Raw genomic sequence first — 14,123 nt, 5'->3', positions numbered from 1 at the left:
TTAAGCACGCCGCCAGCGTTCGTCCTGAGCCAGGATCAAACTCTCCATTAAGGTCCAAACGACCAACCAAGGGGCGAACCCCAGCCGGCCAAACCTCGAAGAAAATCCCAGCAAACACGCACCCCCACAAAAGAGGGCCGTGCATTGCCTCAAAGAAATCCCCGACCATCCGAAGACGATCACGGGGCGACCCGGCCCCCAAAAAGAAGACCGAGCCGATAAAGGCACTGGCTTTTAACACGCTGTTGAGTTCTCAAGAAACGGACACCCACCGCGCCGAACCCCGCTCTCGCAGACCCGGCCCCGGGGCAACCCTTCTAACTTACCTGTTCCACTCCCGTTGTCAAGCAGATCCGTGAAGATCTTTTCGACGGCCGGAGGCTTCCCAGTCCCCCACGGCGACGACACACCCCCAGGCCCAAGACCTGGCGAAGATCGTTCCGTAGGAGATGCCCTGCGGGCCGGCCACCTTGCGGCGTCCTGCGTCCCGTCCGGGCTTGCTTTTCAAGAGTACCTCGGTTCGAAGCGTGCTTCGAACCGTTTTCCTCTTTCAGCTTCCCCCGGGGCCGTCCGCCTCTCGGCGTCCCGCATCCCCTTGGGGCATGACAGACACTAGGCAGCCCTGAACGGTCCGTCAAATCAGCACCGCCCATCGTTCGGACAGCACCGCGTTCACCGTCTGCACCGGCCGCCCGTCCCGGCTCATCGTCCCAACGGTGGTCCGGTTCGGCGCTGGGACGATTTCCCGCGGGAAGCCGCAGGTCAGTAGTAGTTCTGAAGTCCGGCATCAGTAGCGCGTCAGTGGCGTGTCAGCGCTCGGACGCCGATGTACGCGCCGTGTCAGCGCCTTCCTCCACGGTGGTGACCGTCACAGATGACGGCCCTGGTGAAAGGCGAACGAAATGGACGAAGTGATCCGCGCGGAGGGATTGCGCAAAAGGTTCGGGGAGACGACGGCGCTGGACGGTGTGGACATCGCGGCGCGGCGCGGCACGGTGCTGGGGGTGCTGGGGCCGAACGGCGCGGGCAAGACCACCGCCGTGCGGGTGCTGGCGACGCTGCTCAAACCCGATGCCGGCCGGGCCGAGGTCTCCGGTTACGACGTCGTCAAGGACGCCGGGCGCGTCCGGGCGAAGATCGGGCTCACCGGGCAGTACGCGTCGGTCGACGAGGAGCTGACCGGCACGGAGAACCTGGTGATGATCGCCCGGCTGCTGGACCACGGCAGGCGGGAGGGGAAGGCCAGGGCGCGGCAGCTGCTGGACCAGTTCCGGCTGACCGAGGCCGCGTCGCGCGCCGCGAAGACGTACTCCGGCGGGATGCGGCGCCGGCTCGACCTCGCGGCGAGCCTCATCAACCATCCCGAGGTCATCTTCCTGGACGAGCCGACGACCGGGCTCGACCCGCGGGCCCGCAACGAGGTGTGGGACACCGTCCGCGACGTCGTCGCCGACGGTGCGACGGTGCTGCTGACGACGCAGAACCTGGAGGAGGCCGACGCGCTCGCCGACCGGATCGCGGTGTTCGACCACGGCCGGGTCATCGCCGAGGGGACGTCCGACGACCTGAAGGGGCGGATCGGGCGGCAGACCCTCGCGGTGCGCGCGGCGGAGCCGTACCGCACCGGTCAGCTCAGCGCGATCGTGGCCGAGCTGACCGGGGAGCGGCCCGAGGTGCAGCAGGCGGCCGGCCTCGTCACGGCGCCGGTGAGCGATCCGAAGCTGCTGTCGGCGCTGGTCCGGCGGCTGGACGAGGCGTCCATCGTGGCGGCCGAGCTGTCGCTGCGGATGCCGAGCCTGGACGAGGTGTTCCTCACACTGACCGGCCGCCTCGCCGAGGAGACCGACTCCGAACTCGAAAGGAGCGTGGCATGACCACGATGACCGCAGGCTCCCGTCCGGCCGCGACCGAGCCGCCCGCGCACATCAGCCTGCGGCGGACCGCGCGGCACGGCCTGACGCTGGCATGGCGCAATCTCGCTCAACTGCGGCACTCTCCGGAGAAGCTGCTGGACACGACGCTCATGCCGATCGTGTTCCTGGTGCTGTTCCTCTACGTCTTCGGCGGGGCGGTCGCCGGCGGCACGCACGCCTACCTCCAGGCACTGCTGCCGGGGCTCGTCGCGATGATGACGATGTTCGCGACGATGGGGGTCGGCACGGCGCTGAACGAGGACATCCACAAGGGCGTGTTCGACCGGTTCCGCAGCCTGCCGATCGCCCGTTCGGCGCCCCTCATCGGGACGGTCCTCGGGGACACCGCCCGGTTCGTCACCGTGATGACGATCCTGGTGGGGTTCGGATCGGTCCTGGGATTCCGGTTCCACACCGATCCGCTGTCGGTGCTGGCGGCGTTCGCGCTGGCGTACGTGTTCTACCTGGCCGTGTGCTGGTTCTCCGTGCTGGTCGGGCTGATCGCGCCGTCGCCGGAGACCGTTCAGGGACTCTCCTTCCTCTGGGTGATGCCGTTGACGTTCGGCAGCAACATCCTCGTCCCCAACACGTCCACGATGCCGGGCTGGCTCCAGGCGTGGACGGACGCGAACCCGGTCACCCACCTGGCGGCCTCGGTGCGCGCGCTGACGGTCGGCGGACCGGTCGGGAACCACGTCTGGTTCACGCTCGCGTGGGCGGCGGGGATCGTCGCCGTCACGTTCCCGCTGGCCATGTTCATGTACTCGCGACGGACCTGACACCACACCGTGCACAACCACGTGTCCACCACGCAGCGCGCCGTCCCGGATGCACCCCCGGGGCGGCGCGCACCCGTGCCCGTCGTCCGAACGGCGTCGTTCAGACGGACGCGACCAGGTCGGCGCCCAGGGCGAACACGTCCTCACGGGTGACCAGCCGCCCGCGCTCGTAGGCGGCCTCGAAGGCGCCGGCGCCGAGGGCGCCGGTCGCGGCGGGCAGGGTCCGGCCCACTTCGTAGGAGGACGTGTCGCGGTAGCCGTGCAGGTTGTGCGCGGTGCCCAGCAGTTCGGCGGCGCGGACGAAGGCGCCGCGCGCGGCGGCGTAGGCGGCGAGGCCCTCGACGAGGGACGCGACGGTCGGGTTGCCCATCATCGCGTCGTCGCGCAGGTCGCGGAACGCGTCGGCGTGCCGGCTGCGCGCCGCCTCGAGGTCGCCGTCCTCCTCGGCGAAGCAGCCGAGGCGGCTGTGGGTCCGGCGGGAGGCCTGCGCGAAGTCGGGCCGGTGGCCGCGGGACTCGACCCACTTGTGCGCGCGGTCCGCGTGGATCCGCGCGGCGGCCCGGTCGCCCTCCTGGAGGGCCAGCTCGCACAGCATCAGCGAGGCGCCCGCGGCGTCGGCGAACTCACCTATCCGCTCGGTCTGCGCCATGGCGCGTTCGAGGTCGGCGCGGGCTCCCGCGGCGTCGCCCTGCCTCGCCCGCGCGCGGGCGAGCTGGGTGAGGATGCCCGCGCCCTGCTCCGGGCTGACCCCGGTCGTGGCGTAGCCGTACGCCTCCTCGCCGAGCCGGACGGCGTCCGCCAGTTCGCCGCGGGCCAGGGCGACCTGCATCATCCCGCTCAGCGCGACGATCATCCCGAAGCGGTCGCCGAGCTCGCGGAACCGCGCGTAGCCGTCGGCGGCCTCCGGCCCGGCCTCGCCGATGTCCCCGCTGTTGATCCCCATGTGCCCGAGGAGGACGTGGACCATGGCGCGGACCCACGGGTCGGGATGGTCCTGGATGTTCCGCAGGCGCAGGCGCAACTCGTGCATGTCGCCCGAGAAGACGCCGGACGCCGGCTCCGCGAGGGCGAGGACCGGGTGCATCGGCCTCGCGGGCACGTAAGCGCCGATGTCCTCCAAGGCGGCGCGCAGCGCCTCCGGCGTCGGCCCCGAATCCTTGGCCATCTCCCCGGTGATGCGGGAGAAGACGGCGCAGAGCGCGTACTGCTCCTCCAGGCCGGGCGGCGGGGTGTCGCCCGCCAGGCCGTGGACGGCGATCGCCCAGCCGCCCGCCTCGACCTCCAGATCGCGCAGCACCCAGAACCACACGAGCGACGCGACGAGGCGCAGGCCGGTGTCGACGTCGCCGGTCTCGATCACGTGGCGGAACGCGACCGTGATGTTGTCGCGTTCGGCGGCGACCCGGTCGGCCCAGCGCAGCTGGTCGCTGCGGCGCAGTTCCGGCTCGGCGCGTTCGGCGAGCCCGACGACGTAGCCGGCGTGCGCGTCCCGGACGCGCCGCGTCTCGCCGGTCTGCTCCAGCCGCTCCCCCGCGTACACGCGGACGGTCTCCAGCAGCCGGTAGCGGACGTCGGCGTCGCCGTCGGCCATCACGAGCGACTTGTCGATCAGCGCCGCGATCACGTCGATGACGTCCTGCGTCTCGGCGGCTCCGGCCGCGTCCAGCCCGCACACGTGCGCGGCGGCCTCCGGGGTGGCGCCGCCCGCGAACACCGACAGCCGGCGCAGGACGGTGCGCTCCCCGTCGTCCAGCAGGTCCCAGCTCCAGTCGACGACGGCGCGCAGCGTCCGGTGCCGGGGCAGCGCCGCGCGGCTGCCGCCGGCCAGCAGCCGGAACCGGTCGCCGAGCCGCGCCGCGACCTGGCCGGACGTGAGGGAGCGCAGCCGGGCGGCGGCCAGCTCGATGGCCAGCGGGATGCCGTCGAGGGCGCGGCAGATGGCGACGACGTCGGCGACGGTTCCGGCGTCCACGGCGAAGCCGGGACGGACGGCGGCGGCCCGGTCGGCGAACAGGCGCACCGAGGCGCATCCGAGGGCTCCGGCCGGGTCGGCGACGTCGTCGTCCGGCAACGGCAGGGACGGGACGGGGCACAGCGACTCGCCGGTGATGCCGAGCGGTTCGCGGCTCGTCGCCAGGACCCGGACGCCCTGCGCGTGCGTGAGGACGTGGTCGACGAGCCGCGCGACGGCGTCGACGAGATGCTCGCAGTTGTCGAGGACGACGACCATCCGCTTGGCGGCGAGGAAGTCGGTGAGCCGGTCGAGGGGCCGCACGATGGCGCGCGTCTCGCCCGGCCGGACGGTCTCGGGGACGCCGAGCGCCGACAGCGCGGCCTGCGCCACGTCGCCCGGGTCGCCGACCGGGGCGAGCGGGACGAACCACACGCCGTCCGGCATCTCCTCGACGAGCGCGGCGGCGCTCTCCCCGGCCAGCCGCGTCTTGCCGGCGCCGCCGGGCCCGGTGAGGGTGACGAGCCGGGTCTCGCGGAGCAGCTTGCCGACGCGCCGCGACTCCTCCTCCCGTCCGACGAAGCTGGTGAGCTGCGCGGGCAGGTTGGTGCGCGGCGAAGCCGGAACGTCCGGACCGGCGGGCGCGGGTGCGGGCGCGGGCAGCGGCGCCGCGGCCTCGCGCCGCAGGATCGACAGATGGACGGCGGCCAGTTCCGGGGACGGGTCGACGCCGAGCCGGTCGGCGAGCGCGCGGCGCGTCTCCTCGTACACCTCCAGCGCCTCGGCCTGCCGTCCCGCCGCGTAGAGGGCGCGCATGAGCTGCCCGCGCAGCCGTTCGCGGAGCGGGTTCGCGGCGGCCAGCGGCTCCAGCTCGGCGACCGGCGGGACGGGCAGCCCGGCCGCGGTCTCGGCCTCGACGCGGTCCTCGACGGCGGCGACGCGCAGTTCCTCCAGCCGCGTCACGACCCCGTACGCGAAGTCGGCGTCGGACACGTCGGCGAGCGCCGGGCCGCGCCACAGCGCGAGCGCCTCCCGCAGCCCGGCGGCACGGCGCGCCGGATCGTCCTCCGCCCGCGCGGCCGCGACGCCGCGCTCGAACGCGACCGCGTCGACCTCGCCGGGGTCGAGGCCGAGCCGGTACCCGCCCGGCCCGTGCTCGACGACGTCCCGTCCGGCGACGCCGCGCAGCCGGGAGACGAGCGCCTGCAGCGCGTTGCCTCCGGGCGCGACGCCCTCCCACAGGTCGTCGAGCAGCCGCTCGGCCGACACGGGGCGGCCCGCCTCGGCCGCCAGCCGGACCAGCAGGGCGCGCAGTCTCCGGCCGCCGACCTCGACAGGCCGCGCGGCCTCGTCCCGCACGTCGAGCGGGCCCAGGATGCCGATGCGCACGAGTCCCCTTCCCCGGTGCCATTGTTCCCGATGTGTGGACCGCGCGTGCCGGGTACCTGTCCGATATGCCCAGAGCACAGATCAAGGACGAGAAGACCTACCAGGAGCTCCGCGACAAGGGCGAGAGCAAGGAGAAGGCCGCGCGCATCGCCAACGCCTCCGCGAAGCGCGGCAAGGAGAACGTCGGCCGCAAGGGCGGTAAGAACCCCTCCTACGACGACTGGACGAAGGACGAGCTCCTCGAACGCGCCCGCGAGATCGGCATCGGGGGGCGCTCCTCGATGAACAAGTCCGAGCTCGTCAAGGCGCTGCGCGACCACTAGATGAGACTCGTCTTCGTCCTGGACTGCGGTGACCCGGACACCCTCGCCGACTTCTGGGCCGCCGCCCTCGGCTACGACCGCGGCGGGTTCGACCCCCCGTACGTCCACCTCACGGACCCGTCCGGGGAGGGGCCGACGATCCTGCTGCAGCGCGTCCCCGAGCCGAAGGCGGCGAAGAACCGGATGCACCCCGACCTCCGCATCGCCGACATGGACGCGGAACTGGCCCGGGTCACCGCGCTCGGCGCGACCGTCGTCCGCGGCCCCTTCGTGGACGACGGGTGGCCGACGACGGTGCTCGCCGATCCCGAGGGCAACGAGTTCTGCCTGATAGTCGAACCCGGCAAGGAGAGCAGATGAACGCGGTCGTCGACTCGGCGCGCAGGCAGAAGGAGGAGTACGCCCCCGGCGAGGACCGCCCGCTCGGCTCCTACCTCGGCACCCTGGGCGTCTACGCGCTCACCACGGCGGCCATGGCGCTGCTCGGACGCAGGATGCGCGACCGGCCCCCGGCCATCGGGTTCGCCGACCTCGCGCTGATGACGATCACGACGCACAAGGTGGCGCGGCTGATCGCCAAGGACCCGGTGACGAGCCCGCTGCGCGCCCCCTTCACCCGCTACTCGGGCACGTCGGGGCCGGCCGAGGTCGCGGAGGAGGTGCGCGGCAGGGGCGTCCGGCACGCCGTCGGCGAACTGGTCACCTGCCCGTTCTGCACGGCGCAGTGGGTCGCGACGGCGTACGCGGCGGGCCTGGTCTTCGCGCCGCAGGCGACCCGGCTGGCCGGCACCACGATGACGGCGGTCGCGGGCTCGGACTGGCTGCAACTCGCCTACGCGCGCCTCCAGCGGTCCGCCGAGGGCGGCTGACCCCTCCGCCCGCTTTATTTACGTTTGTCCCAGCTAGAAGGGGTACGGCCACCCCATGGATCTGGCATTCCTCAAGACGCTGTATCAACGTCCGGGCCCGTACGCGTCGGTGTACGCCGACCTGACCCGCACGACCGAGGACGCGGCCAAGGCGGCGGAGCTGCGGTGGCGGGCGCTGCGCGCGGACCTGGAGGACCAGAACGCCCCGAAGTCCGCCGTCCGCGCGGTCGAGCGGACCATCGAGGAGGAGCTGGCGCTGCGCCGGTCCGAGGGCATCGTGGTCTTCGCCGCGGACGGCGAGGTGGTGCACGCCGAACGGCTCCCCGGCGCGCCCCGCGCCACCCGCGCGACCGTGGCGCCCCTCCCGGACGTCCTGCCCTATCTGGCCGAGCGCGGCGAGAGGTTCCCGCACCTGCTGGCCGTCGTCGACCGCCGCGGCGGCGCGATCGACTGCGTGGACGGCGACGGACGGCACGAGCACATCGACGTGCGGGGGGACGAGGAGTTCCCCATCCGCAAGGTGAAGGCGGGCGACTGGAACCAGTCCCGGTACCAGCGTTCGTCGGAGAACACCTGGAAGGTCAACGCGAAGAAGGTCGCCCACGAGATCGACCGCGCCGCGGACCGCTGCCGCGCCGAGGCCGTCGTGATCGCCGGTGACACACGCGCCCGGAACGCCGTCATGGAGGAGGTCTCGGAGGGCGTCCTGGAGCACACCCTTGAGGCGGACAAGAACACCGGCATCGACGATCCCGACCTGGACGCGGAGCTGCGCCGCCTCTTGAAGCTGAAGACGGCCGAACGCGTCATGACGGTCGCGGAGCGCTTCGACCGGGAACTGGCGAACGGCGAGCGGGCCGTCTCGGGCCTGTCCGCGACCACGGAGGCCCTCCGCCACGGCCAGGTGGAGACGCTGCTCATCGCGGACGCCGGCGCCGACGCGCGCCTGTGGATCGGCCCGGACCCGACCCAGGTCGCCGCCACCGTCGACGAGCTCCGCGAGGAGTTCGGCATCACCGACCCCCGGGAGGACCGGGCGGACGCGGCCCTGGTCAGAGCGGCAGCGGCGACGGACAGCGAACTGGTCGTCCTACCCCCGAACGGAGACGCGCCACCCCCCGTAGGCGCCGTCCTCCGCTACACGACGATGCCCCAAGCCCAACCCTGAACCCCCAAGCGGACACACCCCCGCACGAGGAACACCCACTCAGACAGAAATCGGCAGGGGGCGTGGGTGGCGGAGCCCCCCACATCGGGGGTCCGGGGGTCGCCCCCCGGGAGAAATGACGAGGAGTGGCGGGAAGGAGCCAACGGCTCCGACCACACCACTCCCAACTGCGAGTGGAGCTATGGGGATTCGAACCCCAGACCTCCTCCATGCCATGGAGGCGCGCTACCAACTGCGCCATAGCCCCTCGATCGGGAAAAGCTTAGTGCACGTTGGGAGCGCTTGGGACGCGCGGACCGGGGGCGCGGCCGTGGCCGTGAGGGCCGCGCTCCCGGGCGTGGCGACCGCGGGGTGGTGCGTGCTGTGCGGTCAGGTCCATCCGAGGTGTTCGCCGACTTCGTCGGGCGCGTAGCCCCGGTGCCCTCCGTCGCCGATCCAGACCATGCCGTCGGCTTCGGCGATGGGCCCGACGGCGTGCTCTTGCGGCAGCCGCGGCTGGACGGCCAGCCGAACCTGCGTCCCGGGTTCGAACCGGCGCAGTTCGTCGATGAGGTCCCCCACGGTGACCTCTCGCTTCGCCCCCCTGCGATGTCTTCCCATACCCCGCATGAAACCATCCCCGCCCCTCTGCTCAAGCCGTCGGCCCAACCGACTCGACAGGCGGCCCCAACCGTTCGCCAAGGGGAACGCCCAAGCGGACACACCCCCGCACGAGGAACACCCACTCAGACAGAAACCGGCAGGGGGCGTGGGGGGCGGAGCCCCCCACATCGGGGGTCCGGGGGTCGCCCCCCGGGAGAAATGACGAGGAGTGGCGCGGAAGGAGCCAACGGCTCCGACCACACCACTCCCAACTGCGAGTGGAGCTATGGGGATTCGAACCCCAGACCTCCTCCATGCCATGGAGGCGCGCTACCAACTGCGCCATAGCCCCGCCGCTGCGTGGACGTTCATCCCGCAGCGCTTGGCCAGTGTATAGGACGGACGGGGCTGGTCTCGAATCGTTTGCGGGGTCGGGTGCCGGCGCCGGGTCAGGTGCCGGCGTCGGGGCGGTCGTCGCTGAGGACGGGCTCGGGGAGGGTGCCGGCGTTGTGCTCGGCGAGGCGCCAGCCGCCGTCGCGCATCTCGGTGATGACGGACCAGCAGCAGTTGGAGAGGCCGCCCAGGCGTTCCCAGGTCTCTTCGGGAAGGCCGATGAGGTGGGACATGCCGAGGCGGAGGGCGGCGCCGTGGGAGGCGACGACGAGCTGGCCGGTGGGCGGCAGGTCGTCGAGGGCTCGTTCGAGGGCGGCGCCGACGCGTTTGGCGACCTGGGCGCTGGTCTCGCCGCCGGGCGGCTGCCAGGCGGCGTGCTCGGCCGGGTAGCGTTCGCGGATCTCGCGGGCGGTGAGCCCTTCCCAGGCGCCGCCGTCGCGCTCGATGAGGTCCTTGTCGTAGCGGACGGGGAGTCCGGTGATGTCGGCGAGGGCCTGGGCGGTGTCGGCGGCGCGGCGGAGCGGGGAGGCGAGCAGCGCGGTGGGGCGGAGCCCGGCGAGGAGCCTGGCGGAGCGGGCGGCCTGCTGGACCCCGGTCTCGTCGAGCGGGATGTCGGTCTTGCCTTGGAAGCGGCGTTCGACGTTCCAGCCGGTCTGGCCGTGCCGCCAGAGGACGAGGCGGCGCCTGCCGGGTTCGCGGGCGGGCCGGGTGTCACTCACTGGGGCTCCCGACGGCGCGGGCGCGCTGGGCCTGGTGGGCGGTGGCGCTCTCCGGCAGGTCGAGGAGGGGGCAGTCTTTCCACAGGCGTTCGAGGGCGTAGTACATGCGGTCTTCTTCGTGCTGGATGTGCACGATGATGTCGGCGTAGTCCAGCAGGACCCACCGGCCCTCACGCTCGCCTTCGCGGCGGACGGGCTTGGCGTCCGCCTCTTCGCGCAGGCGCTTCTCGACCTCGTCCACGATGGCGCGGACTTGCCGGTCGCTGGGGGCGGAGCAGAGCACGAACGCGTCGGTGATGACGAGCTGCTCGCTCACGTCGTAGGCAAGAATGTCGTCGGCCAGCTTGTCGCCCGCCGCCTCGGCGGCGATCTGGACGAGCTTTGCCGCCCTCTCGGATGCGGTCACGGTGCGCTCGCGATCCTCCCTGTAGGGGTTCTGTCTCCGTTGACACCCTCTCACGGGCGGCGGCGGAGGACCCCCTTGTCGTTGTACGACCGCAATGCTCATGCGGCCTTTCCCCTCCAGGGTATGCGTCGCTCTCACCCGGGCGACGGGCTAGTACAGCCCGCGCTTGTTGATGTACTGGACGATGCCGTCCGGGACGAGGTACCAGATGGGTTCGCCGGCGTGGACGCGTTCGCGGCATTCGGTGGAGGAGATCGACAGGGCGGGGACCTCCATGAGGGACACGCGCCCGTTGGGCAGGCCGGGGTCGGCGAGGCGGTGGCCGGGCCGGGTGACGCCGACGAAGTGCGCGAGTTCGAACAGTTCGTCGGTGTCGTGCCAGGTGAGCATCTTCTCCAGCGCGTCGGCGCCGGTGATGAAGAACAGGTCGGTGTCGGGGCCCTGGAGGCGCCGCATGTCGCGGAGGGTGTCGACGGTGTAGGTGGGGCCGGGCCGGTCGATGTCGATGCGGCTGACGGAGAAGCGCGGGTTGGACGCGGTGGCGATGACGGCCATGAGGTAGCGGTCCTCGGCGGGGGTGACGTCTCCTCCCTCCTTGTGGGAGGAGAGGCCGGTGGGGACGAAGACGACCTCGTCGAGGGTGAAGAAGTGCGCGACCTCGCTCGCGGCCACGAGGTGCCCGTGGTGGATGGGGTCGAAGGTGCCGCCCATGACCCCCAGCCGCCGCTTTTGCGTCATGACGACGAGAATAGTTGGCCGGGTCCGGGGCCCGGACGTCCGGGCCCCGGGCTCAGCCGAGGCCGGGGATCGGCGGGGGGCCGTCGTCCCAGGTCACGACGCGGACGGCCTTGCCGACCTCGGCCCTCGGCACGGTGCCGCCGGGGAGGACGAACACATCGGCGGTGAGGCCGAGCGTCTCGTGCAGCGCGTGGACGAGGGCGTCCTTCGGGTCGCCGGACAGGGCCTCGCAGGCGACGAGGAGCCGCGCGGCCGGGCTGCGCCGGTCGACGACGAGCTGGTAGTGCGGCCGGATGAGCCCGGAGCCGAGCAGGACGCGTTCGACCTCGCTCGGGTACACGTTGACGCCCCGGACGACGATCATGTCGTCGGCGCGTCCGAGGACCTTGCTCATCTTGGCGAGCGTCCGCCCGCAGGGGCATTCGCCGCGGTGGAGGGACGCGATGTCGCCGGTCCGGTAGCGCAGCAGGGGCAGCGCCTGCTTGGTCGGGGTGGTGAAGACGAGTTCGCCGGGGGCGCCGTCCTCGACGGGGTCGCCGGTGGACGGGTCGACGGCCTCGACGATGAAGTGGTCCTCGTTGACGTGCAGGCCGTCCTGTTCGAGGCACTCGGTGGCGACGCCGGGGCCGATGACCTCGGAGAGGCCGTAGATGTCCATCGCCTTGAGTGGCAGCACGGCCTCGATGGCGGCGCGCAGTTCCTCCGACCAGGGTTCGGCGCCGAACAGCCCGGCCTTGAGGGCGGGCAGCTCGACGCCGGCCTCGGCGACGGCCTCGCCGAGCCGCAGCGCGTAGGCGGGGGTGCAGGTGAGGACGTCGGCGCGCAGGTCGGCGAGCATCCGCACCTGCCGGTCGGTCATGCCGCCCGACATCGGCACGACGGTCGCGCCGAACGCGACGGCGCCCTGGTGGATGCCGATGCCGCCGGTGAACAGCCCGTACCCGTAGGCGTTGTGCACGACGCTGCCCGGCGACGCTCCGGCGCACGACAGGGAACGCGCGCACATCGCGGCCCACAGGTCGAGGTCGGCCTTGGTGTAGGCGACGAGGGTGGGGCGTCCGCGCGTCCCGCTGGAGCCGTGCACGGCGGCGACCTGGTCCTGCGGGACGGCGAGCATCCCGAACGGGTAGTTGTCCCAGAGGTCCTGCTTGGTGGTGAACGGGAGGTCGCGGAGGCCGGCGAGCGTGACGTCCGAGCCGCCGGCGACTCCGGCGTCCTTCAGCCGCCGCCCCTGCACGCCGCCGGCCGCGAGGAGCCGGTCGACCAGGCCCCACAGCCGGTGCCGCTGCAGCGCGGCCCGCGCGTCCAGAGACATCGCCTCGGCTTTGGGATCGAACATAAATCGCCTCCCGGGCGGACCGCAGTGGGCGCGGATTCCCGGCGTGGAACCCTGCGGCCCTCTGGTTCGTCGGGAATACCATGCCAGACATGGCTTCTTCGCCGTTGAAGAAGAATTCCAGCTTCGCCACCGAATGCCCGCTCAGGAGAGAAGCCTCCCGTTGAGGTCGGATCCCCGTACGGCATCGGACGGCCGTCGCGGCGCGCTCGGATGCGCGTTTCGCGTGCCATGTTGTAGACCAGACGGACACAGCCGAAGGCGCGGCTCGAATGCTCAGCCTGTTCCGGGGCCGGGTGGAAGCGGCAACGGAACGGCCGGCGGACGCGCCGAGTCACACTGCCAGGACTATCCGCACCTTCGATCGGGGGTCGGCGTCCACTCGTCTCCGCGCCTCCGAAGCCGCCGCGGCGCGGCGGCGCTTCACCGCCCGCTCGACTACCGGGCCTTTCGCCCTTCAGGAGGTCAGACATGACGGAGAACACGCCGGATCGAGCACGGACGCGGTTCCCCGGGATCAGTTCCCGGGCCTATGAGCACCCGGCGGACCGATCGGCGCTCGTGGCGCTGCGCTCGCTCTCCGGGTTCGACGTCGTGCTGCGCAAGCTGTCGGGGCTGGTCAACGAGCGGTCGCTGCGGCTGATGTTCCTCGGCGGGACGGTACGCGCCGGCGAGGACCAGTTCCGCCACATCCACGACATGGTGCGCGACGCCTGCTACATCCTGGACATGCCGGAGGTCCCGGAGCTGTTCGTCCGGCAGGACCCGACGCCGAACGCGATGGCGCTCGGCTCCGACCACCCGTTCATCGTGCTGAACACCGGCCTGATCGACCTGCTGGACGACGAGGAGCTGCGGTTCGTCATCGGCCACGAGGTCGGGCACATCCTGTCCGGGCACGCGGTGTACCAGACGATGATGCAGATCCTGCTGCAGCTCGGGTCGCGGCTGGCGTGGCTGCCGCTCGGCAACGTCGGCATCGCGGCGATCATCATCGGGCTGCGCGAGTGGTTCCGGAAGGCGGAGCTGTCGTCCGACCGGGCGGGGCTGCTCACCGGGCAGGACGTGGACGCGGCGAAGCGCGTCAACATGAAGCTCGCGGGCGGCGTCCGGCTCGGCGAGATGAGCAGCGAGGCGTTCCTGCAGCAGGCGCGCGAGTACGACGCGGCCGGCGACGTGCGGGACGGGATCCTGAAGTTCCTGAACCTGCTCGGGCAGTCGCACCCGTACGCGGTGATCCGGTTCGCGGAGATCGACCGGTGGGCGCGCGGCGGCGAGTACGAGCGCATCCTCGCCGGGGACTACCCGCGCCGCGACGACGACGGCGGCGCGTCCGTCAGCGACGGGGTCAAGGACGCGGCGCGCTCCTACCGGGAGTCGTGGGAGCGGACCGCCGACCCGTTCGTGGGCAAGGTCCGCGACATGGCGGACGCGGCGGCGGGCGCGGCCGGCGGGCTGTTCGACCGGATCACCCGCCGGGACGGCGGGCCCACCGACCGCTAGCCGGGACGACGTCGAGGGCCGCCGCGGCACGGCCGCGGCGGCCCTTCCCGCGTC

13 protein-coding genes, 2 tRNA genes and 1 pseudogene are annotated in these 14,123 nt (G+C 72.1%); 7 read left to right on the top strand and 9 right to left on the bottom strand.

Annotated elements, in window-relative coordinates:
• Positions 1-902 precede the first annotated feature (902 nt).
• Positions 903-1,874, top strand: coding sequence for an ATP-binding cassette domain-containing protein (locus tag ACA511_RS14130; RefSeq protein ID WP_375024655.1), 972 nt, complete (start codon positions 903-905; stop codon positions 1,872-1,874).
• Complete coding sequence (locus ACA511_RS14125; RefSeq protein WP_375024654.1) at positions 1,871-2,692, top strand: ABC transporter permease; 822 nt, start codon at positions 1,871-1,873, stop codon at positions 2,690-2,692. The genes ACA511_RS14130 and ACA511_RS14125 overlap by 4 nt, the downstream gene beginning before the upstream one ends.
• A 100-nt stretch (positions 2,693-2,792) precedes the next feature.
• Here the strand turns inward: ACA511_RS14125 and ACA511_RS14120 are convergent, their stop codons facing one another.
• On the bottom strand, positions 2,793-6,032 hold the full coding sequence (locus ACA511_RS14120) for a BTAD domain-containing putative transcriptional regulator (protein ID WP_375024653.1): 3,240 nt from the start codon (positions 6,030-6,032) through the stop codon (positions 2,793-2,795).
• A 65-nt stretch (positions 6,033-6,097) separates the two neighbouring features.
• On the opposite strand from ACA511_RS14120, the gene ACA511_RS14115 reads away from it, so the two are divergent.
• The 4 genes from ACA511_RS14115 to ACA511_RS14100 are packed head-to-tail and all read left to right on the top strand — an operon-like array spanning position 6,098 to position 8,392.
• Positions 6,098-6,355: a Rho termination factor gene (locus ACA511_RS14115; RefSeq protein ID WP_375024652.1), complete on the top strand. Its 258-nt coding sequence runs from the start codon at positions 6,098-6,100 to the stop codon at positions 6,353-6,355.
• Positions 6,356-6,715 carry a VOC family protein gene (locus tag ACA511_RS14110; protein ID WP_375024651.1) on the top strand — a complete coding sequence of 120 codons (360 nt, stop codon included), beginning with the start codon at positions 6,356-6,358 and terminating at the stop codon, positions 6,713-6,715.
• Entirely contained in the window at positions 6,712-7,224 is a 513-nt protein-coding gene (locus tag ACA511_RS14105; protein ID WP_375024650.1) for a DUF1360 domain-containing protein, read from the top strand. Before ACA511_RS14110 ends, ACA511_RS14105 begins: the two co-directional genes overlap by 4 nt.
• A gap of 55 nt (positions 7,225-7,279) precedes the next feature.
• Complete coding sequence (locus ACA511_RS14100) at positions 7,280-8,392, top strand: Vms1/Ankzf1 family peptidyl-tRNA hydrolase (RefSeq protein WP_375024649.1); 1,113 nt, start codon at positions 7,280-7,282, stop codon at positions 8,390-8,392.
• 174 nt (positions 8,393-8,566) lie between these two features.
• Here the strand turns inward: ACA511_RS14100 and ACA511_RS14095 are convergent.
• The 8 genes and pseudogenes from ACA511_RS14095 to ACA511_RS14060 all read right to left on the bottom strand — a co-directional run.
• A tRNA-Ala gene (locus ACA511_RS14095) sits at positions 8,567-8,639 on the bottom strand.
• 122 nt (positions 8,640-8,761) lie between these two features.
• Positions 8,762-8,953: a hypothetical protein gene (locus tag ACA511_RS14090; protein WP_375024647.1), complete on the bottom strand. Its 192-nt coding sequence runs from the start codon at positions 8,951-8,953 to the stop codon at positions 8,762-8,764.
• 300 nt (positions 8,954-9,253) lie between these two features.
• Positions 9,254-9,326: transfer RNA gene (locus ACA511_RS14085), tRNA-Ala, on the bottom strand.
• A 97-nt stretch (positions 9,327-9,423) separates the two neighbouring features.
• Positions 9,424-10,086, bottom strand: coding sequence for a histidine phosphatase family protein (locus tag ACA511_RS14080; RefSeq protein ID WP_375024646.1), 663 nt, complete (start codon positions 10,084-10,086; stop codon positions 9,424-9,426).
• Positions 10,079-10,492, bottom strand: coding sequence for a ribosome silencing factor (gene rsfS / locus ACA511_RS14075; RefSeq protein WP_375024645.1), 414 nt, complete (start codon positions 10,490-10,492; stop codon positions 10,079-10,081). Before rsfS ends, ACA511_RS14080 begins: the two co-directional genes overlap by 8 nt.
• 150 nt (positions 10,493-10,642) lie before the next feature.
• Positions 10,643-11,230, bottom strand: coding sequence for a nicotinate-nucleotide adenylyltransferase (nadD, locus tag ACA511_RS14070; RefSeq protein WP_375024644.1), 588 nt, complete (start codon positions 11,228-11,230; stop codon positions 10,643-10,645).
• Between the two features lie 52 nt (positions 11,231-11,282).
• On the bottom strand, positions 11,283-12,569 hold the full coding sequence (locus tag ACA511_RS14065; RefSeq protein ID WP_375024643.1) for a phenylacetate--CoA ligase family protein: 1,287 nt from the start codon (positions 12,567-12,569) through the stop codon (positions 11,283-11,285).
• 215 nt (positions 12,570-12,784) lie between these two features.
• A pseudogene (locus ACA511_RS14060) lies at positions 12,785-13,039 on the bottom strand (helix-turn-helix domain-containing protein); the annotation flags it as partial.
• On the opposite strand from ACA511_RS14060, the gene ACA511_RS14055 reads away from it, so the two are divergent.
• The gene (locus ACA511_RS14055) at positions 13,038-14,069 is read left to right on the top strand and encodes a M48 family metallopeptidase (protein WP_375024642.1); all 1,032 of its coding nucleotides are present in this window, start codon (positions 13,038-13,040) and stop codon (positions 14,067-14,069) included. The pseudogene ACA511_RS14060 and the gene ACA511_RS14055 sit on opposite strands and share 2 nt — an antisense overlap.
• The last annotated feature ends 54 nt before the right edge of the window (positions 14,070-14,123 follow it).

The sequence above is a fragment of the Actinomadura sp. GTD37 genome (genome assembly GCF_041951365.1).
GTDB lineage: Bacteria > Actinomycetota > Actinomycetes > Streptosporangiales > Streptosporangiaceae > Spirillospora.
Note: the sequence above shows the minus strand (reverse complement) of the source record. Positions and strands in the feature narration are given on the sequence as shown.

What these genes read in the sequence shown, in the direction of transcription:
- ACA511_RS14130 (WP_375024655.1), top strand. Translation starts at nt 903, where the DNA reads ATGGACGAAGTGATCCGCGCGGAGGGATTGCGCAAAAGGTTCGGGGAG.
- ACA511_RS14125 (WP_375024654.1), top strand. Translation starts at nt 1,871, where the DNA reads ATGACCACGATGACCGCAGGCTCCCGTCCGGCCGCGACCGAGCCGCCC.
- ACA511_RS14115 (WP_375024652.1), top strand. Translation starts at nt 6,098, where the DNA reads ATGCCCAGAGCACAGATCAAGGACGAGAAGACCTACCAGGAGCTCCGC.
- ACA511_RS14110 (WP_375024651.1), top strand. Translation starts at nt 6,356, where the DNA reads ATGAGACTCGTCTTCGTCCTGGACTGCGGTGACCCGGACACCCTCGCC.
- ACA511_RS14105 (WP_375024650.1), top strand. Translation starts at nt 6,712, where the DNA reads ATGAACGCGGTCGTCGACTCGGCGCGCAGGCAGAAGGAGGAGTACGCC.
- ACA511_RS14100 (WP_375024649.1), top strand. Translation starts at nt 7,280, where the DNA reads ATGGATCTGGCATTCCTCAAGACGCTGTATCAACGTCCGGGCCCGTAC.
- nadD (WP_375024644.1), bottom strand. Translation starts at nt 11,230, where the DNA reads ATGACGCAAAAGCGGCGGCTGGGGGTCATGGGCGGCACCTTCGACCCC.
- ACA511_RS14065 (WP_375024643.1), bottom strand. Translation starts at nt 12,569, where the DNA reads ATGTTCGATCCCAAAGCCGAGGCGATGTCTCTGGACGCGCGGGCCGCG.
- ACA511_RS14055 (WP_375024642.1), top strand. Translation starts at nt 13,038, where the DNA reads ATGACGGAGAACACGCCGGATCGAGCACGGACGCGGTTCCCCGGGATC.